The following is a 22,687-nucleotide window of genomic DNA, read 5'->3' as shown; positions in this document are numbered from 1 at the left end:
AACGCAGAATTATGCTCTAAAAAAGCAGAAATAAGAACGATTCGCCCGCAAAAAGCCTTAAAAGGGCTAATTTTCAATTTCAAAAAGACAAAAAAATAACATTTAAGAGAATAGGTTAGAATATCAAAAACAAAAGGACCTGCAGTACTGTTAAAAACAAAAACAACTGCAGGTCCTTCAATACATTACGAATAACCGGATTCAATTATTCAGCAAAACACGCATGCAACTGAAAATTTATCTGCATCGTAAATCAAAAATTATTCCATATAGCTGGAATTGTCCCAGCAATGCGTACACAATTGCTCCTTAGGCAAGCCGATAGCCTGGACCAAATCGTCCAATCGCTGGAATTGTAACGAATCAAGCTGCAAATGCTGACACATCACTTTTACCATTTCCTTGTACTTATCTGAATCGGGGTCGGAATACGGTTTCAAAACTTCTTCCGTCAACTCGGAAGTACCTTCCAAATCACGTATCACCCGGCGGGCAAACAAATCGAATGTTGAACGCGATGTCGAAAAATTCAGAAAACAGCACGGATAGATCAACGGAGGACAAGCAATACGGATATGTACCTCTTTCACCCCGCACTCCCGTAACTTCACTACATTGTCTTTCAATTGTGTCCCCCTGACAATCGAATCATCCAGAAAGACAATACGGGCTCCCCGCGTAAAGGCTTCATTCGGCAAAAGCTTCATCTTCGCTACCAAATCACGCATACTCTGATTTTGAGGCATAAAACTACGCGGCCATGTAGGAGTATACTTTACAAAAGGTCTTTTATAAGGAATTCCTTTGGCATTCGAATAACCGATCGCATGTCCGACCCCCGAGTCCGGGATTCCGGCAGCAAAATCCGCTTTCAGCTCATCCCTCATAGCCATTGCAGCCCCACAACGATAACGGGCATCTTCCACATTTATACCCTCATAATAAGCCGACGGATAACCGTAATACACCCAAAGAAAAGAACAAATTTGTTTCCGGCAACCGGCAGTGATGATCGGAGTAACGCCGTCTTTCGAAATCCGGACAGCCTCTCCGGGGCCCAGATCCCGCACAATCGAATACCCCAGGTTGGTAAACGAAGAACTTTCACTGGCTACAACATAGCCGAATTCGTTTTTACCGATAATCACCGGTGTACGTCCGAATTTATCCCGGGCAGCATAAATACAACTGTCCGTTAATATTAAAAAAGAACAAGACCCCTTGACTGCATTATGTACGATCTCAATCCCTTCTTTAAAAGTTTCCCCTTTATTAATCAATATGCTCACCACCTCAGTCGGATTGATCGACGATCCGGATAACTCCGCAAAATGAATCTTTTCAGCCAGCAATTTTTCCGCAATCTCGTCTATATTATCGATCCGCCCCACCGTCACAACCGAAAAACGTCCCAAATGCGAAGTCACGGTTATCGGCTGGGATTCCAAATCACTGATTACCCCTATTCCCAAATAAGAATCCTTGAATCTTTCCAATTCCGGTTCGAACTTATTTCTGAAATAAGCACTTTCTATACTATGGATGGAACGAACAAAATCCTGTCCGTTATAAAAAGCCATACCTGCTTTTTTAGTACCGAGATGAGAATGATAATCCGTACCATAGAAAACATCGGCAACACACTCTTTGCGTGACACGCAGCCAAAAAATCCGCTCATAAATACTTTTTTAATGATCCGCGGCAAAAATACAACAAATCCGATACAATAAAAATAGCATTAATTCAGTCTTTTCATTTTATTTTTTAAAATCTTCCACTATATTTGTGGGTATAAAATAAAAAAATTTATGAATACAGTGTTAATGATCGGTACGACTCAACTCGTCGTTATTGTGCTGGTGGTATTATTACTTTTTGGTGGTAAAAAGATTCCGGAATTGATGAAAGGGCTTGGCAAAGGTGTCAAAAGTTTCAAAGATGGCATGAACGGCCTCGATGAAGAAAACAAAAATGACAACAAAAATAATACCGAGAAAGAGAAATAATCAGCAGTGGAAAACCCGATGGAGGAGGAAAAAGAACAGAACATGACTTTCTGGGATCATCTGGATGAACTCAGAAAAGTCATTTTTCGTATTGCTATTGCCGTTGTATCAGTTGCTGTTATTGCTTTCGTCAACAAACAACTGCTTTTCGATATCATACTGGCTCCCCACCGCTCCGACTTCATTACCTACAGGGCCTTATGCCAATTGGGCCAGCTACTGCATATACCGTCCATCTGTCCGGAAGATTTTCATGTAGAATTAATTAATATACAACTATCTTCCCAGTTCTTGGTTCATTTAAGTGCAGCCTTCTATGCCGGCCTGGTCATCACGTCGCCCTATATTATTTATCAATTATTCAGCTTTGTCAAGCCTGCATTATATGAAAAAGAGAGAAAATATTCAACATTGACGCTCATTGTTGCATTCATCCTGTTTTTCTGCGGCATTCTATTAAATTATTATGCAGTGTTCCCCCTTTCATTCCGGTTTCTGGGGACCTACCAGGTAAGCGAAATCGTCGCCAACAAAATTACACTGTCATCTTACATGTCTACATTTACAACACTGTCGATTGCTATGGGTGCCGTATTCGAAATTCCGGTTTTGGCTTTCTTTTTCGCTAAAATCGGACTTGTCACCCCCAAACATCTGAAAAAATACCGGCGGCATGCTCTCGTCATCATATTGATTGTTGCAGCAATTATTACCCCTCCCGACCTCTTCAGTCTTTTCCTTTTAGGCATACCGATGTATATGCTTTATGAACTAAGCATCTGGGTGGTACAAAAAGTCACCAAAGATAAAACGGCCTGAGTGACAAAGCCGATAACAAATTATAGATTGTAAATTGTAAATTGCCTGACAACTGATCTGTTATCAAATTCTTTTAATCTAAAATCGTAAATCTAAAATTTTCTTTAGCGTTGGTTTGTGAGTATAATCTAAAATCTAAAATCGTAAATCTAAAATTTTTAGAAGTATAATCTAAAATCGTAAATCTAAAATCTAAAATTTTCTTTAGGACTGGCTTGTGCGTTTAATCTAAAATCTAAAATCGTAAATCTAAAATTTTTTAGGGTTGGCTTGTGCGCTCAATCTAAAATCGTAAATCATAAATCGTAAATCATAAATTTATACGTTTCCGAACAATCTGTTTCGTTTTTGAATTTACGGTTTTCAACGGTTTTTCTCGTATCTTTGTCTTCTCATCAGCATCAGTTTGAAGTATGAAAATGTGTATAGCAGAAAAGCCGAGTGTCGCGAAAGAAATTGCCCATGTGATCGGAGCCACCGTTCGCCGGAACGGGTATATGGAAGGGAACGGGTATTGTGTTACCTGGACATTCGGACATTTATGCAGTTTGCAGGAGCCTAACGAATACACAGAAAAATGGAAACAATGGAACCTGAGTGTTCTCCCCATGATCCCCTCTAAATTCCGGATCAAGCTTATCGACGACGAGGGCATCAAAAAGCAATTTGCCATCATAGAAGAACTCGTCTCAAAAGCCGAAATGGTCATCAACTGCGGAGATGCCGGCCAAGAAGGAGAATTGATTCAACGCTGGGTGTTGACAAAAGCCAAATGCAACGTCCCGGTGAAACGCCTGTGGATATCGTCACTGACAGAGGAAGCCATCCGGGAAGGCTTCGATAAGCTGATGGAGTCAAAAGATTTCGATACGTTATATGCAGCAGGGTCGGCACGGGCAATCGGCGATTGGCTACTCGGAATGAATGCAACCCGGGCATATACCTTAAAATACGGTAACGGAAAAAACGTTCTTTCGATCGGGCGGGTACAGACTCCGACCCTCGCGCTTGTCGTCGAAAGACAAAAAAACATTGAAAATTTCAAGCCCGAAACGTATTGGGAAATCCGGACCGACTACCGGGGAGGCTTATTTTCCTATACCCGCGGCCGCTTTAATACAAAAGCCGAAGCCGAAGCTTTACTGGAAAAAATCCAGACACAAGAATTGGAAATTCTCAGCATCGAACGTAAAAAAGCGATGGAAAGTCCTCCGAAACTATTCGACCTGACCTTGCTGCAGGTGGAATGCAACCGGAAATATGCATTTACAGCCGACAATACGCTGAAAATCATCCAATCGCTTTACGAAAAAAAGCTGACCACCTATCCGCGTGTAGATACAAACTTCCTGCCCAATGACCAATATGCAAAAGTCCCGGGTATTTTGAAAGGATTAAAGCCTTACGAAAACTTGGTGCAACCGATTTTAACAGGTGGTAAAATCAAAAAATCGTCTAAAGTATTCAACGATAAAAAAATTACGGACCACCACGCCATCATTCCGACCGGCGTATTCAGTTACGATATGAGTCCGGACGAAAAAAGAGTCTATGACCTCGTCGCCCGGCGTTTTATCGCAGCCTTTTACCCCGATTGTGAGATTGCCAACACAACAGTTATGGCAAAAATCGGTGAAGAGGAATTCAAAGCTACCGGGAAACAAATCATCGATCCGGCCTGGCGTGTTGTTTTCGGCGTAAATACAGATAAACAGAACGACGAGAATGTACTCCCGGTATACGAAAAAGGAGAACACGGCCCGCATACCCCCGAAATTCTGGAAAAAGAAACCCAACCGCCCAAATATTATACGGAAGCGGATTTATTACGTGCAATGGAAACTGCCGGCAAACAAGTCGAAGACGAAGAATTGCGCGATTTGATGAAAGAAAACGGCATCGGACGTCCGTCTACCCGGGCCGGCATTATTGAAACATTACAAAAACGGCACTATATCCGTAAAGATAAAAAACGCCTCCTGGCAACGCCGACAGGTATAGAACTGATCGATACGATACAAAACGATTTATTGAAATCGGCCGAACTGACAGGGCAATGGGAGAAAAAACTCCGGATGATTGAAGACGGTAAATACGAAGTCAATGGCTTTATGGAAGAACTCAAAGTCATGGTAAACGAAATCGTCCACCGGGTGAAATATGCCAGCGCAAAAACCATAACCGTAGTTCCGGAAGAAGAAGAAAAGAAAAAAACGACAGAGAAGAAAAAACGGACAGCTTCTACGGCAACCCCCGCTCCCGTACTGATCTGTCCCAAATGCGGACAAGGCAGCGTAGTAAAAGGGAAAACGGCTTGGGGATGTACCCTCTACCGAAAATCCTGTGATTTTTTAATCCCGCTGTCCATACACGAAAAAAAGCTGACGCAAAAACAAATAGATACCTTGATACAAAAAGGCAAAACGGGAACAATCAACGGTTTTAAAGACGAAGCCGGAAACAGTTTCAACGGCATATTAAAACTGGACTCCAATTATCAGCTATACGTAGAACGCCCTAAAAACTGAATTGCAAACGGCCTTGAATAAAATTAACGGACTCTTTCCCGTTTACAGCGTATTTATCCGTAACCATATAAGTATAATTCAGGCGGACAGCCACATATTTATTGATAAAATAATTAGCGCCTAAAGTAATATCCTGCTCTTTTCCTCCCATTATTTCCGCCTTCCGGTCATTCATACTGGTAACATTATACCTGAACAGCAGTTCGAGATTGGAAGCAGCCGGATTATCTACCCATCCCTGTGCCCGGTTATAGGTATATTTCCGGTCGCCCAACAACAGGTATCCGACCTGTACATATCCTCCTTTACCCGTATAATCAGGGGCACCAGCCCGATTTACATGAGCCACCAGACACTCGCTTTGCAAATACGCTCCTTTATAAAGTAATATCACATCCGTTCCCCAACGCCACTGATTTATCATATCCGTTACCGAGGCCCGAAGAAACTGATTTTCATCTTTCTTCAATACGTTTGTCGGCGCCCCGGCTTTGTATATCAATTCCTGCCTTTCCGCTTTATCATGTTCGCTAAAACGGGCAGACAACCCGATATGTAACAACTTATCTTCATCGAAAACCGGACGTCCGACCCATTTTCCGACAAGCGTATATCCCTCATTCAAACCTTTATTATTATCGACATCACTATCGCTGAAAATTCCCCCGGCTACCGTCCAGCGAAGCTTATCATACATATAGCTGAAACCGATCTTCCGCCTGTCACCGAAAGTACTGTTTGTCACCGACATATTCATCAAACGGTAGGTTGTCGTCGCAACACGGTTCTCTATTCCGAAAAGTTCAAAATAATGTCCAGCTCTCAAGGTATGAGCCCCCTGATGATAAGCAACATAAACATCTTTCAAAGAAACTTTACTTTCTGAAAAACCGATTTCTACCCGTCCCTGCCAATTAGTTAAAAAGCGCATCACGACCCCCAATCGCAAATCATTTATAACCACACCGTTTCCCATTTCCGTCGAATCACTGAAAAATGCCCCACCGTCAAATAAAGCCCGGCCGATCACCCGCCATTCGAAATCTTCTTTCTCCGATTTTACAAATCCCTGGGTTTTCCCCGACAACGGTAATAAAAAACAAATGATAAAAAATAAACAAACTTTTTTACTCATACACTTATCGATTGGTTTCCGATATATTCATAAATTATTCCTGCTTCAGCCCCTGCATTTTAATCGTAAATCCAGAATAAACGACAATTCCGGTTACTTTTCAACCATCGCATTTGCTTTTTCCACAGCTTCCTGGATATTGCTGCAAATATTTTCCTCTCCGATTTTACCCGACAATTCCGATTTCATAAGTACCTTATGTACTTCTTCATTCACACCTGAAAGGACAATCCGTATTTTTTCCTTTTCTGCCAAACGATACAAACTTTCCAAATTATGCAATCCGGTCGTATCCATAAAGGGTACTTTACGCATACGGATAATCCGGACTTTAGGCTTATCTCCCAATATCTTCATACACTCGTCAAACTTATTGGCGATTCCGAAAAAGAACGGTCCGTCTATCTCATAAACTTCCACCCCCTTTTTCAAATTCAGCTTTTCTTCCTCATGCAATATTTCACCTTCCGAAGAAAGGTCAAGACGATCTTTCACGACAGACACTTTCGTCGTTTCACTCATCCGTTTCATAAACAGCAACATCGCCAGCAACAATCCGACCTCGATAGCAATTGTAAGGTCAAAAATGACGGTCAAAAAGAAAGTGGTCAATAAAACGGCTACATCCGATTTTGAATTTTTAAGTAAAGAACGAAATGTCCGCCATTCGCTCATATTATAGGAAACAATAACCAATACCCCTGCCAGACAAGCCATCGGAATATGCTTTGTCAAAGGACCTAAAAACAACAATATCAATAACAAAACGACCGCATGTATAATTCCGGCCACCGGAGTACGCCCTCCGTTGTTAATATTCGTCATCGTCCGCGCAATAGCCCCGGTTGCCGGGATACCGCCGAAAAAGGGCACAATCAGATTGGCAGCCCCCTGGGCTATCAACTCCGTATTCGAATTATGCTTGTCCCCGGTCACACCGTCAGCTACCGTAGCCGATAATAAAGATTCGATAGCCCCTAAAATAGCAATCGTAAAAGCTGCAGGAAAAAGCAAATGGAGCGTTTCCATATTTACAGAAAGCATCGTCGGCTGAGGTAAAGACGCATTGATTTCAAACCGATCCCCAATCGTTTCTATTCCTGTCATCCCCGCATATTTCTTCAACACATAAACGGCAGCCGTCATCACAATAATAGCCACCAGAGAGCCCGGCACTTTTTTCGATAATTTCGGTGTCAGGACAATCAAAAGAATACTGCCGATACCAACCACCATCGACCCGATATTGATCGTAGACACATACTCAAAATAAGCTCCCCACTTGGATAAAAAATCAGCCGGAACAGCCGTCATCTCCAAACCGAATAAATCTTTTATCTGTGTCGTAAAAATCGTCAAAGCAATACCGCTGGTAAATCCGACAATGATCGGATAGGGAATAAATTTGATCACGGTCCCTAACTTCAACGCCCCCATCAGCAACAACATAATACCTGCCAGAACGGTAGCAATAGCCAATCCTTCAAAACCGAATTGCTGGATAATACCGTATACCACGACAATAAAAGCCCCTGTAGGTCCCCCGATCTGCACCGTACTTCCTCCCAAAAAGGAAATGATAAACCCGGCAATAATAGCCGTTATCAATCCCTGCTCGGGACTTACCCCGGAAGCAATACCAAAAGCAATAGCCAACGGTAAAGCCACAATACCTACAATAATACCGGCCATCAAGTCGGTGAAAAATTTTTTCCCTGAATAATTCTTCAATGTCAGAAAGAATACAGGCTGAAAATCAAATTTATTTTTCATATCAGACAATTGATCCTAAGCATCCCATACCGGGATATAAGTAAATGAGTGGCAAAATTATATAAAAAATCATAATCTCATAAATTTATCCGGGCTCTCTTTCCCTTTCCGATGTGTTAGTTACCTTTGTAAAAAATTTATCCTATGGAAAAACAAATCATTGAAAACACCCTGAAAGCTCTACAAACCAATAACTTTGACGTCTATCGTGCAGAAAATACACAAGCCGCCCGGAACATCTTCTTTTCTGAAATTTTCGGCAAATTATGTCCGGCAACGGTTAGCTGGGGAGATTCCGAAACCATGAAAGCCTGTCATATTCTGGAAGAACTTGAAAAAAATACAGAAATTGCCTTAATCCATACATTCGGAAAACACATGAGCAGGACACAAAAAATATATCAGCGCCGTCAGGCTTTGCAAGCCGATTTATTTCTTGCCGGCACCAATGCCCTGACTCAGAAAGGCCAGCTTGTAAATCTCGATATGATCGGAAACCGTGTAGCAGGCATTACCTTCGGGCCGAAAAATGTCGTACTTTTCATCGGGATTAACAAAATCGTTCCCGATCTGGAATCCGCCATGCAAAGAATCCGGACCTGGGCCGCACCACAGAATATACTCCGTCATGAAGGCTTTAATACTCCCTGCCGGAAAACCGGAACGTGTATGGATTGCCGTAGCCCTCACCGGATATGCAATACCTGGACCATCACTGAAAAATCGTGGCCGGCCGGAAGAATAAAAATTATATTGATTGACGAAGAACTGGGCATTTAACCGAAAATCAAATCCCCCCAATTATTGTAAAACCGGAACGGTCAAAAACCATCTCCATCTTACAGATTACATTATAACATGAAAATCAAAGGGAATTGGAAAGAGTTATTACCCGATAACCGCACAGCCTTATCACAAATCTGGGTATCCTTAAAAACCCGGAACTTCAGATTGTACTTTTACGGCATGTGTGTTTCCCTGATCGGTACCTGGATGCAACAAATCGCTATGAGCTGGCTGGTTTACAAACTAACCGGCTCTGTATTCCTGCTTGCTACGATCACGTTCATGGCGCAAATTCCCATATTACTGGCAACACCGTTTATGAGCGTTCTGACCGACCGCTTTAACCGACGGAATATACTTTTATTCACCCAATCCCTATCGGCCCTTCAGGCACTGATATTGGCTGCACTCACCCTCAGCGGACAAACAGAGGTATGGCATCTGATGGTCTTGAGCCTGCTCATCGGTTTGATTAATGCTCTTGATAATCCGACCCGCCAGGCTTTTTATCCCAGTCTGGTTGCTCCGGATCATCTGGGAAATGCCATCGCTCTAAACTCCGCTGTTATTAACGGGTCCCGGCTTATCGGCCCGGCCATCGGAGGAGTACTCATCAATCTCTTGGGAGAAGGTATTTGCTTCCTGGCAAACGGTATCAGCTATCTGGGAGTTATCATAGCCTTACTTTTTATGCACCTGGCCCCACAAGGAAAAAAGAAGCTAAAATCAGCCATTTCCACAGATTTAAAAGAAGGCTTCCATTATGTGACCAGTAATATTCCTATCCGTACCTTACTCCTGATGATGACGGCAATCAGCTTTTTCGGACTCCCCTTGGTCACCTTTATCCCGGCATACGTAAAAGACATTCTTTCAGGAGACAGTCAGATGTTAGGACTATTACTTTCCTGTATCGGAATCGGCTCTTTCAGTGCTGCCATATTTCTGGCTGCCCGGAAAAGCGTCGTAGGGCTGGGCAAGGTCGTCACCCTGGCAGCCATTATACTCGGCATCGCCCTTACCTTCTTATCCTTTATTTCCACACCCTGGCTGGCCACCCTTGTCTGTATACCTGCCGGATTTTCCATCATTCTCACTGTCGCCTCCATCAATACGCTTCTGCAAACCCTTTCCGACGAAGATAAACGAGGCCGTGTCATGGGTTATCTGGCCATGACATTTACCGGAATATCCCCCATCGGAAGTATGGCACTCGGTTACATTGAAAAATACACCGGTTTGGAAAATATTATCCTTATCTCCGGAATTTTTTGCATACTGTCGAGTATGATTTTTGAACATTATCGTCCGCTCGTCCGGAAACATGCCCGCCCCGTATACATAAAAAAAGGTATCATTCAGGAGATTGCCGTCGGAATCAACCGGTCCGAAAAATTTTAAAAAAATCTCCCCAAGAAACCCCAAAAGGGAAAATACCGTATACTCTAAGGGATCAAAAACGACCTCGATTTACAATGTCAGATCAGAATGGAAGGTTTAATCGTTGACATTATAGCTTCTGATACATATGCCAGTCAGCGGCTAAACCTTTAACTACATCAAAATCGATCCTTAAAGCTTCCATGAGCTTTAAGGACTTTAAAGACATCAACCAATAAAACAGTAACAATGAAAACAGTATTACACAAAGCCAATACACGCGGACATTTCGATCACGGTTGGCTACGTACATCACACACATTCAGTTTTGCAGACTATTATAATCCCCAACGCATCAACTTCGGAGCACTACGCGTATTAAACGATGATTCCATCGATCCGGGCACAGGCTTCGACTTCCATCCTCATAAAAACATGGAAATCGTATCCATACCTTTAAGCGGAGCATTAAAGCACGGGGACAATATGGGAAATGAAACCGTACTTCACCAGGGTGAAATACAGGTTATGAGTGCCGGCACGGGTGTCGTACACAGTGAGCACAACGCGAGTGCAGACAAAAAAACCGATTTCTTACAAATCTGGGTTATTCCGGACCGGATGAACGTCACCCCACGTTACGAAACCGCCCGTATCAGTAATCTCATTCGCCGCAACGAAATCACAACCATCGTATCTCCTTACCCCGGCACTGACCGGGGATTATGGATTTACCAACAAGCCTGGTTCTCCATCGGCGAGCTGACGAAAGACAGCGACCACATTTATCATTTCCGGTCGCCCCACAGCTTCGGAGTCTATATCTTCGTCATCGAAGGTACTGTCGTCGTCGAAGGACAAGAACTACAACGTCGTGACGGACAAGGTATTTACGATACGCAAACCTTCGGCATCAAAATCAAAGAAGACGCTAAAGTCCTCTTTATTGAAGTCCCTGCAGTAGAGTAAAAAACACGGAGTTCAGTTTTCTGAACTCCGTACTTATCTCAACCCGCAACATCTAATTTAAAATATAAGGGAGTGTAAACCAGAAACGAGAGCCTTTCCCCTCTTCCGATTCGACCCCGATCTTTCCATGAAGACGCTCGATAATACTCCGGCAAATCGACAAGCCCAAGCCGGTTCCCTGTACGAAGTCATCCAGCTTAACGAAACGTTCGAATATATCGTCAAGCTTTTCCCGGGGGATCCCAATACCGGAATCCTGTACATAAACCAGTAGCTCCTTATCTTCCAGCAACTCATAACCGATTTTAATGAAGCCTTCAGAAGTAAATTTGATGGCATTCGTTACAAAATTACCGATTACCTGACGAATCCGATATGCATCGGAAAATATATGGTATTCCGGTAAATCCGAATCAAAGGTAAATTCTACCTCCTTACCGACCTTCATACTCAAAGATTGCCGGATATCCTGACAAACTTCATATATATTTACATCCGTATAATTAATATCGACACTTCCGGATTCTATTTTCGACAAATCCAGAACATCTGAAATCAACTGCAACAAACACTCGTTATTCTTTTGAACAATACTCACGTATTGCTTACGTTCTTCCACATCTTCCGTTTCCAACAATAAACTGGAAAACCCGACAATAGCATTCAACGGAGTCCGGATTTCATGACTCATATTAGCAAGAAATGCAGACTTCAACCGATCCATCGTTTCAGCCTTATTTTTCGCTTCAATTAACTTTAACTCCGTCTCTTTTTGCTCCGTCACATCGTAATTCACGCCGACAATCTCCACCTCCCCTTCTTTCGGCCGGTATACCGTTACCATCGTATTCACCCGAAGCCAACGCCACCCGTCTGCAGTTCCGGGTTTACGTACACGAATTTCAGCCTTATAGCTTTTCTGTTTTCCGGCAATGGCATTTTCATAAAATTGAAAAATATATTTCCGGTCATCCGGATGAATGTAGGCATAATTAGAAAGAATATCCTTCAACTCTTTGTCAGATTCTTCTCCTATATTCTTATACCACTGTTGAATAGCGTACCCTTTTTTCGTAATCAGATTGACTTTGACATAACCTATTTTGGCATAATCCGAAATCAGAAGAAAATAATTTTCAAAATCATGAATGCGGGTAATAGCATCGTGCTCTTTCGTATTATCGATATTAATCAGAAGATAATGGATAAAATTACCCTGTGCATCATACAAAGGACTAATCTTTGAATACAAATCGATTTTACCTTTGCGGACACTGGAATAATACCTTTCTCCTTCCACATTCTTAAAAGAATAAGAGAGCCGGAAATCGACCGGTTCATTATTACGTACCTGTTTTTTTATACTGACCGGGACATTCGGATTGGCAAAAAAATTCAAACCGAGTGCAGATTCCCGGGAAACACCGAATATTTCCAGATCCTTATGATTCAAATCAATCAGACAGCCATCCTTATCATATATCTCGATTCCTATCGGACAACTGTCGAAAATATTTTTAAACATCCGCTGACTACGCTCGATAACCTTATCTGCCTCGATAGCTGCCGTAATATCCAGCAACAACATAACCACTTCGCCCATTTCCGGAGAATAAAGAATACCATGGCAATACTTTCCGGAAGCCGGATAATACAAATCGATTTCCCTGTGTTTATTTTCCTTACAAAGTTGTACCAACATCTCCGTATTTATTCCATCTCCCAGTTCGAGGGTCGAAACCTGCCGCCCGATATAATCCTGCAACGGTTTACCTGTAAACTTAGCCCCCAATTCGTTAACATCCGTCAAACGACAATCGAACGTGTCATTCTCCTTATCTTTTACAAAACTTATCCGAAGATATCCCATCGGAATATGGGTATACAGATTGTGCAGGAAACGCCGTTCATAGATAGCGTTATCCTTGGCTTTACGAAGCTCGATACAAATAGAAATGATATTGGCCAAAGAAGTAAACCAATGATAATCCTGCCGGCTCCATTGACGGGATCCGGTAACGACATCTATACCGATGTATCCCCAGGTTTGCTCTCCGCTGACCAAAGGGACGACCATCAAAGAATTAATCCCCTGATCGACTAAAATGCGTATTTCCTCCTCTGTTACCTCCGGCGGGAAATCAGCCATCGTATTAAGTACAATAGGCCGCAGTTCTGCCATCTGGCGATTCCACCACGGTGTCATATCCGTACTCAAATTCTGTAGCAAATGCATCTGAGGCGCTACGTTACCATTAACGACCTCATATGTATTCCGCTGGATATGCCTGGCGTTGTCATACTCGAAAATATACGCCCGTCCCCCTTGAAATTGCTTCAATATAGCTGCAAGAGTCGAATTAATGACTTCATCGATCTCCCCGTTTCGTAAAAAATCGAGCAAATAGCGGGAAATCGCATTTTGCTGATACAGCAAATTATTTATACGCTCAGATTCCATACCTGCCGGCCCACCCTTTTCAAGCGATTCGATTCTCTGTATATAGCCGAGTACGCTCTTCTGATTTTCCTGTTTACCGGCACAACTGTCAAGGTATAAATGCAACCATACATTTCCGGAAGGCGTTTTTACAGGAAATTTCACATCCAATACAGCTCCGCATAAAAGAAAACCGAATTCCTGGGAAACCTGTTCCTGATAATCTTCCCTGACCTTTTCAATAAAGCCGGAGGAAGGAAGCCATTCCCCGGACAGTCCCAACAAAGCAACCAGCTCCTTAGAAAACAACCATACATTCTTTTCCAACTCAAATTCACACCAACTAATTCCGGCCAATGAAACGATTTTCCGGAGACGTATTGTTTCATCCATTAATTCTCTCGACATTATTTAGCTATTTCTTTGAACAAAGATAGTTTTTTACAACAACCGAAACAATATAACAAAAAAAACAGTTGCCCGGATAACGGGCAACTGTTCATATTGATAAATCGGCAACCTTATTATTTCTTTGCCAACTCAAGAAGGATATCCATAACCTGAATAGCACTCTTGGATACTTTCGTACCGGGTCCGAAAACGGCAATAGCGCCGGCATCAAACAAGAATTGATAATCCTGGTGAGGGATAACACCTCCGACATATACCAGAATGTCTTCACGTCCCAGTTTTTTCAATTCTGCAATAACAGCGGGTACCAGCGTCTTGTGTCCGGCAGCCAAAGAAGAAACACCGATGACATGCACGTCATTTTCGACAGCTTGTTTGGCAGTTTCTTCCGGAGTCTGGAACAACGGTCCCATATCTACGTCAAATCCCATATCGGCATAACCGGTAGCTACAACTTTAGCACCGCGGTCATGACCGTCCTGACCCATTTTTGCAATCATGATACGCGGACGACGTCCCGTCAATTCTGCAAACTCATCAGTCAATTCTTTCGCCTTTCTGAAGTCATCATCTTCGTTGGCAACACTTGAATATACTCCGCTCACGGTTCTGATTACTGCTTTATAACGTCCGACAACTTTTTCACATGCATAAGAAATTTCACCCAAAGAAGCACGCTTCTTAGCTGCATCTACTGCCAATTCGAGCAAATTACCTTTACCCGTTTCCACACATTTGGTAATAGCCTCCAGAGCAGCTTCTACCTCAGCCTGATTCCGGTTAGCCTTCAATTCTTTCAAACGGGCAATCTGTGCCTCACGTACGGCAGTATTGTCGATCTCCAGAATATCAATCGGGTCCTCTTTATCCAAACGGTATTTATTCGTTCCGACAATCGTCTGCTCACCGCTATCGATGCGGGCTTGCGTACGGGCAGCAGCTTCCTCGATACGTAATTTCGGAATTCCGGATTCGATCGCTTTTGCCATACCTCCCAGTTTTTCAACTTCCTCGATATGTGCCCAGGCTTTCTCTACCAACTCCTGAGTCAGGCTTTCCACATAATAAGAACCGGCCCACGGATCAACAGCCTTACAAATGGTAGATTCTTCCTGAATATAAATCTGGGTATTACGGGCAATACGTGCCGAAAAATCAGTCGGCAAAGCTATCGCCTCATCCAAAGCATTGGTATGCAGGGATTGGGTATGTCCCAAAGCAGCTCCCATAGCCTCGATACAGGTACGTCCTACGTTATTGAACGGATCTTGTTCTGTTAACGACCAGCCTGAAGTTTGTGAGTGGGTACGCAGAGCCAATGATTTCGGGTTCTTCGGATTGAATTGTTTGACAATCTTAGCCCACAATAAACGACCGGCACGCATTTTGGCAATCTCCATAAAATGGTTCATACCGATAGCCCAGAAAAATGACAAACGCGGAGCAAAAGCATCGATGTCCATTCCGGCATTTACTCCGGCACGCAAATATTCCAATCCGTCTGCCAAAGTATAAGCCAATTCAATGTCGGCAGTAGCACCTGCTTCCTGCATATGGTAACCGGAGATTGAAATTGAGTTGAATTTCGGCATATTTTTGGACGTATACTCGAAAATATCGGCAATAATTTTCATCGAAAATTTAGGCGGATAAATATAAGTATTACGCACCATAAATTCTTTCAAAATATCATTCTGGATCGTACCGGACAACTGATCCAGCGTAGCTCCCTGCTCCAGTCCGGCAACAATGTAAAATGCCAATACGGGCAGCACAGCACCGTTCATTGTCATAGATACAGACATTTTATCCAACGGTATCTGGTCGAACAAAATTTTCATATCCATGATCGAATCGACAGCAACCCCGGCCTTACCGACATCCCCGATTACACGCGGGTGATCGGAGTCATAGCCACGGTGTGTAGCTAAGTCGAATGCCACAGACAATCCCTTCTGACCGGCAGCCAGATTACGACGATAGAAAGCATTGGATTCTTCTGCCGTAGAGAATCCGGCATACTGACGAATTGTCCAGGGTTTCAGCGGATACATAGCTGAATACGGTCCACGCAGATAAGGAGGAATACCGGATACATAATCCAGATGCTCCATTCCCTTCAAATCTTCTGCAGTATATACCGGTTTCACCGGTATCAATTCCGGTGTCGTCCAGTTTTTAGCGATATGGTTGGCTTTTTCCCATTCCGCAGCATTGGCGGTAGCCTTTTCGGTCGCTTTAATATTTATATCTTTAAAATTCGGTTTCATCGTTTTTTGATTTATGATTTACGATTTATGATTTACGATTACAAGGCCGTTTCACCTCCATCGAAATCCAAAATCTAAAATCTAAAATTAATTAAATTCCCACTTTCTGCTGATAAGCTTTCAGTTCTTCCAATACATTGTTCTTAACGTGTATGTAGTTCAGAAGACCTTTAGCCTCCAATTCGGGACGGCTTTCCGGATTACCGGCAACTACGACAACAGCCTTATCTTTCAGTTTCTCTAAAACTTCCGGAGCAAATCCTGCATATTCGTCATCGGCACCGCACAATACGACAATAGCGGCCTTATTTTCCAGACAGGCTTTTACACCTTCATCCACAGTTTTAAAACCGTTATTATCCATTACCTGGAATCCGGCACAAGCGAAAAAGTTACATGCAAATTGAGCACGGGCCTTACGCATTGCCAGATTACCCATCGGAAACATATACACAACCGGACGACCGTTTTTAGCGGCATACATATCGGTTTTCAAACGCAAAGCTTCAAAAGCCTGCGCTCCGCGATAGGGCTTCAACGTCTCTACCATAGCTCCTTCTGCTGTATGATCCTCCGGTTCGAGAACGCAGGAACAAATTGCCTTTTCAATCTTCTCATTGAAATTCGGGAACTGATTCGTACCGACAAAATTTTCTTTCCGTTGAGCGATCGCCAAATCCCGGGCCTGTGCCGTTGCTTTTATAGCAGCCTGAACAAAACCTTTTTTGAAAGCTTCTACATATCCGCCTTCTTCCTGCACTTGTAAAAACAATTTCCAGGCAGCCTCGGCAATATTCTCGGTCAACTCTTCAATATAATATGAACCGCCGGGCACATCGGCAATTTTAGCAAAATGAGACTCTTCTTTCAACAACAACTGTTGATTGCGAGCCACACGTTCTCCCAATTCGGAAGGTTCACATTCATATATATAATCATACGGATGTACCAGATAAGAATCTACACCGCCCAAAATAGCCGACATAGCTTCTGTTTGCGTACGCAACATATTTACATTCGGATCATAAACCGTCTTGTTCCACTCTGAAGTCTCGGAATGGATGTTCATCTTGCAGACACAATCACAGGAAGGATTATAAGCCTTTACGATATGAGCCCACAAATAACGGGCAGCACGCAACTTGGCAATCTCCATGAAATATTTGGAACCTGTAGCAAAATGGAAACGGATATGAGGAGCTACATCGTTTATACTCATCCCGGCATCCGTCAGCTTATCCAGATATTCAACTCCGGCAGCCAAACTGAACCCCAACTCCTGTACGATAGAAGCACCTGAGTTATTGAATACATATCCACCGACTTCAATTGTTTTGAAATTTTTGAAATCCAACATTTTCTCCGTATTTTCTTTCGGAGCACCGAAAGGATTCTCACAACAGATTTTTCCTTTCAATGTCAGATTGGTTAACGGATCGATATTGATTCCTCCGTGTATTTTTTCCGGAGCGATACCGCGTTCCGCTACAACAGCCTTGAAAGCATCGACTACCGAACATTTTTTACATTCACAGACAAAATTGATTTCTACACACTCCAGACAAATATCCTTCAGCAAAGCCTCCATATCAGCCTTACTGAATTCGCGACAACCGGTGAATATAAATCCCAAAGAATTTACACCGCGGTTCAGCACATCCAAAGCTTTTTTATTTGCCTCAACAATATTATCAACTTTAATGTCCTGACGAACATACCAGTCGTTATTATCTTTCTTGTTACCTCTGACGAAAGGGAATTCTCCCGGAAAGCAATCAAGATTTTTCAGGTCTTTCATGTTTTCTAACCGATACATCGGCTGTACATCAAAACCTTCATTGGTTCTCCATACAAGCTTTTTATTAAAATCGGCCCCTTTTAGGTCGACAGTAACTTTGTCCACCCACTCCTGCATTGTGTTTGGCGCAAATTCACTGAAAAGCTTCTGATTTTCTTTTTCTGCCATAATTTATATATTTAACTGTAACTGTTTATTGTAAAAAACGAACAAATTTAAGCCTTTTAGGGGATTAAAAAAATTATTTAACGCCTTTTTTCCGTATTTAAAACGTTTGGGGAAACACATCGCCGGTCGTAAATGGCAGAATACAAATGTTCGAATTGACAATAAAATGAACCCGCACCCAAATTCATTCAATTGAAAATCCGGAATTAATCTTTTTCTTATTGCTTTACGAAAAGTATCTTGTTGGTATCATATCCGCGTGTACACGCCTTTGTCAACAGCATCGTCAGTGTATCTGCCGGTATTTTAGGCGTACGGCTCAATATCCATAAATATTTGTCGGAAGAGCTTCCGATCATCGCATAAGTATAATCGATCTCATCCAGTTCCAATACATAGTAATCACTATACAAAGACAGGAAAAAAGCGACTTTCAGCTTACCGGGCTCCTCCGGATCGGGTAATTTGGCTTTCCCTTTTGCCGTATGCCACTTTCCCTTCCGCCATCCCCGGTTCTCTACAGCTATTTTCCCATCCGGCAGAAGTGTATAATCGGCAGTCACCCACTCCATATTCCGCTCAAAACGATGATCGAAACGGGCAATTTCATACCATTTTCCCATGTAACGATTCAAATCCAAATGTCGTACCGTACTTTTATCTATCGCCATTCCCATAATCCATTTTTTATCCTGTTTACGGAAACGGGAAGCAGGAAGTTAAGTCAAATAAAGAAGATACTTATCCCGATTGCCGTATAAATAACGACTTCAGCCCAATTCATCCAATAAGCGACCCCCGGATTTTTCATAAATCCGGCGGATAACCGATCTGCCAGCACGGCGACGGCAGAAAATACGACAAGTGCCTGCACAATAAATACGCCCCCCAACACCAACATCTGTATAATCGGATCGCCTTGCCGAATATCTATAAACTGAGGGAAAAAAGCCAAAAAAAACAGAATTACCTTCGGATTTAAAATATTCATCAAAATACCCCGTTTATATAATTGCAGCGTGTGCTTTCCTTCTTCTGCAAATCTCAATTCAACCCGATTACGATTGAAAAAGGCCTTTACTCCCAACCCAATCAAATAAGCAGCTCCGGCAAATTTAAATACGGTAAAAGCAATATCCGAACCGGCAACCAGAGCAGATACCCCTAAAGTAACCGCAGCAATATGAAAAAGAAGCCCGGTACATAAACCGGCCGCAAATACGACAGCAGCTTTCCGTCCCCGGGTAACCCCCTGCGTAATAACGAATAAAATATCGGGACCCGGCATGAGAGTCAGCAATACGGCAGCACTGATAAATCCACCTAAATTCATCCTGGTAAGCTTAAAATTCCGACGGTAAATTTAAGTTATATAAGTTAAAAAACTATTTTTGTACATCACTAAAAATAATTTCAATCATGTCTGTACTTCTGATTCTGGGTATTATCCTCATCGTTTTTATCGTAATGTACAACTCTCTTGTACGCAAACGCAATGAAACAGCAAACGCATTCGGCTCCATCGATGCCATGTTGAAAAAAAGATTCGATTTAATTCCGAACCTGGTAGCTACAGTACAGCAATACGCCAAATACGAAGAAAGTACTTTTTCCAAAATTACAGCCCTTCGCAACCAAGCATACGATTCACTTTCAGAACAGCAAAAAACTGAATTCGACCGGAATTTCAATGAAGTGAAAAAGAATTTCTTCATGCTGGCAGAAAATTATCCGCAACTACGGGCTTCGGAAAATTTCATGCACCTGCAACGGACATTGAATGAAACAGAAGAGCAACTGTCCGCTTCAAGGCGTACATACAACGCCAGCGTAACCGACTATAATAATGCTGTCATGACTTTCCCGTCCAGTATAATCGCCAATATGTTCGGCTTTAAAACCAAAGAGATTCTGACTCTTCCGGAAGCAGAAAAAGTAAACCCCCAAATAAAAGATCTGTTCCAATCCTGAAAAACAAATACTCCGTGTATAACTAGCCGGTATATTCATAGCATAACAACTTTGTATTTGGGCACATCACATAAAATACAACGCAAAATTTTATAAATAAGCCAATGGACCTAATGTAATGGTACAAGATTTCAATTCTGTATATTCCCGAATCGAACCGTCGATCCTGCAACTGGAAGAAAAAAGAAAAAAATTAAAGGCACAGGGCTGTAAAAAAGGAAGTATCGCCGGAGGGATTCTTTTCCTGATAGGCATCATTATATCGGTATGCGCCGAAGGAGGATGGCTGGGGGCAACGATTGCCTTCATTATCGCCCTTCTCGTTGTATTCAGCTATATCAATGCGCAATCTGCAGAATTATCTGCTTATTATAAGAAAAACATTATCTCAGTCCTCCTCACCTCGCTTTGCAAAGATATCCAGTATCTCCCGGAAAGCGGTATTTCCCGGACGACATTTTCTGCAACCGGATTATTTGCAGCAACACCCGACCGATACCGTTCCGAAGACAGGATCACCGGACAACTCGATAAAACTACCTTCGATTGCGCAGAAGTTATTGCCGAAGAAAAAAGAGTCACCACCGATTCCAAAGGACGTCGCTCGGAACATTGGGTCGATATCTTCCGGGGATTCTTGTTTATGGCTGATTTCCACAAAAATTTCAACGGTCAAACCATTGTTTTCCGGAATTCATGGTTCAAACTACATTCCGGAGGCCGCCGCGTAAAACTGGAAAACCCGGATTTTGAAAAAAACTTCGATGTCTATTCAACGGATCAAGTTGAAGCCCGCTATATTCTGACCCCTGTCATGATGGAAAAATTATTGGCCCTGGACCGGAAGTTTCCGGGTAAAATCACCGTCAGCTTTTTCAATTCCCAGGTTATCATTGCCATTCCGGACTCCTGCAATCATTTTGAAGCCGGCATCTGGCGTACCATGAAAAATCAAACCATCGAAAAAGAATTCCATACACTTGCAGCTTTAATCGGTATTATCGACGACCTGAACCTGAATTTAAGGATATGGAGCAAGGAATAAACAAAAACGGGAAATGTCCGTAAGTACAATCAACAACACGAAAATACTCCGGTTTCTTGATCTTTCTGTCCGGATAAATTTTAACAATTTATTATGCTACTAAACATTCTTTATCTGTTACTGGGTTTTGTCATTCTGATATACGGAGCCAATCTTTTAGTCGACGGAGGGTCCGCATTGGCTTTCCGGCTAAAAATACCCAATATCGTCATCGGCCTGACAATTGTTGCCTTCGGCACATCCGCGCCGGAATTAGTCGTCAATGTCATCTCTTCCCTGGAAGGGAAATCAGAACTGGCACTAGGTAATGTCTTGGGAAGTAACATTTTCAATATTCTATGTATTCTTGGGGTCACGGCAACCATTTATCCCATAGCCATAAAAAAAGCAACCACATGGATTGAGGTACCCCTGGCCGTATTTGCTGCATTTTTACTGCTGATCATGTTCGGCAACAACCATTGGCCTACCCCCACTCCATATGTAATCAGCCGCATAGAAGGAATTATATTGCTCTGTTTTTTCGTTTTCTTTATCACCTACACATTCATCCTGGCCAGGAAAGGAGAAGCTGAAGAAATTAAAATAAAACCGTATTCATTACCGAAATCCATCGTCTTTATCCTGCTTGGCCTTACCGGACTCATCCTCGGCGGACGCCTTTTGGTGAGCGGAGCCGTACACATCGCCGAGGACCTCGGCGTTTCCCAACGTATCATCGCCATTACAATTTTATCGATCGGCACTTCCCTGCCGGAACTGGCAACGTCCCTGATTGCAGCCAAAAAGAAAAACGTCGATCTGGCAATCGGAAATGTCGTCGGATCAAATATTTTCAATACATTTCTGATCCTCGGAATATCCGGCGTAATAACACCCGTATCCATGTCTTTGGACAACCTCACAGACATATTCGTCAATTTGCTGGCAACCTTGCTTTTGTTTACATTCATTTTTACAGGAAAAGGCCGGAAAATAGAAAGGTGGGAGGGTATTATTTTTTTAATCTTCTATATCGGATATATGATCCTGTTGATATACTAATATCGATACTACGAAGAATGACGTCCGATCAACCGGAACAATTACAAATTCACGCTGTCTACAATTAAATATTCCTTTGCAATCAACCTGACAGAAAATAATTACCTTTGCTTGCCGAAAGCAGTTCATTTTATTGTCCGACT

The 22,687-nt window shown here is 42.5% G+C and carries 16 protein-coding genes and 1 pseudogene; 9 read left to right on the top strand and 8 right to left on the bottom strand.

Annotation, left to right across the window (positions count from 1 at the left end; all coding sequences use genetic code 11):
- Positions 1-260 precede the first annotated feature (260 nt).
- Positions 261-1,679: an amidophosphoribosyltransferase gene (locus BN8908_RS16450; RefSeq protein WP_021989102.1), complete on the bottom strand. Its 1,419-nt coding sequence runs from the start codon at positions 1,677-1,679 to the stop codon at positions 261-263.
- A gap of 145 nt (positions 1,680-1,824) precedes the next feature.
- Between BN8908_RS16450 and tatA the strand changes: the two genes are divergently transcribed.
- From tatA to BN8908_RS16435, 3 genes are all read left to right on the top strand, one after another.
- The gene (gene tatA, locus BN8908_RS16445; RefSeq protein ID WP_068692403.1) at positions 1,825-2,007 is read left to right on the top strand and encodes a twin-arginine translocase TatA/TatE family subunit; all 183 of its coding nucleotides are present in this window, start codon (positions 1,825-1,827) and stop codon (positions 2,005-2,007) included.
- 18 nt (positions 2,008-2,025) lie between these two features.
- Positions 2,026-2,826, top strand: coding sequence for a twin-arginine translocase subunit TatC (gene tatC / locus BN8908_RS16440; protein WP_068691715.1), 801 nt, complete (start codon positions 2,026-2,028; stop codon positions 2,824-2,826).
- A 413-nt stretch (positions 2,827-3,239) separates the two neighbouring features.
- Positions 3,240-5,354, top strand: coding sequence for a type IA DNA topoisomerase (locus BN8908_RS16435; protein ID WP_068691713.1), 2,115 nt, complete (start codon positions 3,240-3,242; stop codon positions 5,352-5,354).
- Here the strand turns inward: BN8908_RS16435 and BN8908_RS16430 are convergent.
- On the bottom strand, positions 5,344-6,489 hold the full coding sequence (locus BN8908_RS16430; RefSeq protein WP_021989106.1) for an OprO/OprP family phosphate-selective porin: 1,146 nt from the start codon (positions 6,487-6,489) through the stop codon (positions 5,344-5,346). The two genes, BN8908_RS16435 and BN8908_RS16430, sit on opposite strands and share 11 nt — an antisense overlap.
- Before the next feature lie 93 nt (positions 6,490-6,582).
- Complete coding sequence (locus BN8908_RS16425) at positions 6,583-8,262, bottom strand: SulP family inorganic anion transporter (RefSeq protein WP_021989107.1); 1,680 nt, start codon at positions 8,260-8,262, stop codon at positions 6,583-6,585.
- 144 nt (positions 8,263-8,406) lie between these two features.
- Between BN8908_RS16425 and BN8908_RS16420 the strand changes: the two genes are divergently transcribed.
- The 3 genes from BN8908_RS16420 (at position 8,407) to BN8908_RS16410 (ending at position 11,397) form a co-directional block, all read left to right on the top strand.
- Positions 8,407-9,042 (top strand): lactate utilization protein, encoded by a 636-nt coding sequence (locus BN8908_RS16420; RefSeq protein ID WP_068691711.1) that lies wholly within the window; start codon positions 8,407-8,409, stop codon positions 9,040-9,042.
- A gap of 78 nt (positions 9,043-9,120) precedes the next feature.
- Positions 9,121-10,449: an MFS transporter gene (locus BN8908_RS16415; RefSeq protein ID WP_021989109.1), complete on the top strand. Its 1,329-nt coding sequence runs from the start codon at positions 9,121-9,123 to the stop codon at positions 10,447-10,449.
- Between the two features lie 228 nt (positions 10,450-10,677).
- Positions 10,678-11,397, top strand: coding sequence for a pirin family protein (locus tag BN8908_RS16410; RefSeq protein ID WP_068691709.1), 720 nt, complete (start codon positions 10,678-10,680; stop codon positions 11,395-11,397).
- A gap of 52 nt (positions 11,398-11,449) precedes the next feature.
- Here the strand turns inward: BN8908_RS16410 and BN8908_RS16405 are convergent, their stop codons facing one another.
- The 5 genes and pseudogenes from BN8908_RS16405 to BN8908_RS16385 form a co-directional block, all read right to left on the bottom strand.
- Positions 11,450-14,245, bottom strand: a complete 2,796-nt coding sequence (locus BN8908_RS16405) for a sensor histidine kinase (protein ID WP_235837455.1) — start codon at positions 14,243-14,245, stop codon at positions 11,450-11,452.
- Between the two features lie 116 nt (positions 14,246-14,361).
- Positions 14,362-16,518, bottom strand: a complete 2,157-nt coding sequence (scpA, locus tag BN8908_RS16400; RefSeq protein WP_021989112.1) for a methylmalonyl-CoA mutase — start codon at positions 16,516-16,518, stop codon at positions 14,362-14,364.
- Between the two features lie 91 nt (positions 16,519-16,609).
- Positions 16,610-18,484, bottom strand: a complete 1,875-nt coding sequence (locus tag BN8908_RS16395) for a methylmalonyl-CoA mutase family protein (protein ID WP_021989113.1) — start codon at positions 18,482-18,484, stop codon at positions 16,610-16,612.
- A 218-nt stretch (positions 18,485-18,702) separates the two neighbouring features.
- Positions 18,703-19,146: pseudogene (locus tag BN8908_RS16390) on the bottom strand (lipocalin family protein); the annotation flags it as partial.
- Between the two features lie 62 nt (positions 19,147-19,208).
- Entirely contained in the window at positions 19,209-19,817 is a 609-nt protein-coding gene (locus BN8908_RS16385) for a LysE family translocator (protein ID WP_068691705.1), read from the bottom strand.
- An 86-nt stretch (positions 19,818-19,903) separates the two neighbouring features.
- Between BN8908_RS16385 and BN8908_RS16380 the strand changes: the two genes are divergently transcribed.
- From BN8908_RS16380 to BN8908_RS16370, 3 genes are all read left to right on the top strand, one after another.
- Positions 19,904-20,455, top strand: coding sequence for a LemA family protein (locus BN8908_RS16380; RefSeq protein WP_068691703.1), 552 nt, complete (start codon positions 19,904-19,906; stop codon positions 20,453-20,455).
- Positions 20,456-20,573: 118 nt separating this feature from the next.
- Entirely contained in the window at positions 20,574-21,500 is a 927-nt protein-coding gene (locus BN8908_RS16375; RefSeq protein WP_068691701.1) for a DUF3137 domain-containing protein, read from the top strand.
- Positions 21,501-21,593: 93 nt separating this feature from the next.
- Entirely contained in the window at positions 21,594-22,544 is a 951-nt protein-coding gene (locus BN8908_RS16370) for a calcium/sodium antiporter (RefSeq protein ID WP_068691699.1), read from the top strand.
- Positions 22,545-22,687 lie beyond the last annotated feature (143 nt).

Origin of the sequence: Culturomica massiliensis (assembly GCF_900091655.1) — a bacterium.
GTDB lineage: Bacteria > Bacteroidota > Bacteroidia > Bacteroidales > Marinifilaceae > Culturomica > Culturomica massiliensis.
This window is presented reverse-complemented; position numbering and strand designations above follow the sequence as displayed.

Coding starts and splice junctions, on each gene's coding strand:
- BN8908_RS16375 (WP_068691701.1), top strand. CDS start 20,574: ATGGTACAAGATTTCAATTCTGTATATTCCCGAATCGAACCGTCGATC.
- BN8908_RS16435 (WP_068691713.1), top strand. CDS start 3,240: ATGAAAATGTGTATAGCAGAAAAGCCGAGTGTCGCGAAAGAAATTGCC.
- BN8908_RS16380 (WP_068691703.1), top strand. CDS start 19,904: ATGTCTGTACTTCTGATTCTGGGTATTATCCTCATCGTTTTTATCGTA.
- BN8908_RS16415 (WP_021989109.1), top strand. CDS start 9,121: ATGAAAATCAAAGGGAATTGGAAAGAGTTATTACCCGATAACCGCACA.
- BN8908_RS16450 (WP_021989102.1), bottom strand. CDS start 1,679: ATGAGCGGATTTTTTGGCTGCGTGTCACGCAAAGAGTGTGTTGCCGAT.
- scpA (WP_021989112.1), bottom strand. CDS start 16,518: ATGAAACCGAATTTTAAAGATATAAATATTAAAGCGACCGAAAAGGCT.
- BN8908_RS16430 (WP_021989106.1), bottom strand. CDS start 6,489: ATGAGTAAAAAAGTTTGTTTATTTTTTATCATTTGTTTTTTATTACCG.
- BN8908_RS16405 (WP_235837455.1), bottom strand. CDS start 14,245: ATGTCGAGAGAATTAATGGATGAAACAATACGTCTCCGGAAAATCGTT.
- BN8908_RS16425 (WP_021989107.1), bottom strand. CDS start 8,262: ATGAAAAATAAATTTGATTTTCAGCCTGTATTCTTTCTGACATTGAAG.
- tatC (WP_068691715.1), top strand. CDS start 2,026: ATGGAGGAGGAAAAAGAACAGAACATGACTTTCTGGGATCATCTGGAT.
- tatA (WP_068692403.1), top strand. CDS start 1,825: ATGATCGGTACGACTCAACTCGTCGTTATTGTGCTGGTGGTATTATTA.
- BN8908_RS16410 (WP_068691709.1), top strand. CDS start 10,678: ATGAAAACAGTATTACACAAAGCCAATACACGCGGACATTTCGATCAC.
- BN8908_RS16395 (WP_021989113.1), bottom strand. CDS start 18,484: ATGGCAGAAAAAGAAAATCAGAAGCTTTTCAGTGAATTTGCGCCAAAC.
- BN8908_RS16420 (WP_068691711.1), top strand. CDS start 8,407: ATGGAAAAACAAATCATTGAAAACACCCTGAAAGCTCTACAAACCAAT.
- BN8908_RS16370 (WP_068691699.1), top strand. CDS start 21,594: ATGCTACTAAACATTCTTTATCTGTTACTGGGTTTTGTCATTCTGATA.
- BN8908_RS16385 (WP_068691705.1), bottom strand. CDS start 19,817: ATGAATTTAGGTGGATTTATCAGTGCTGCCGTATTGCTGACTCTCATG.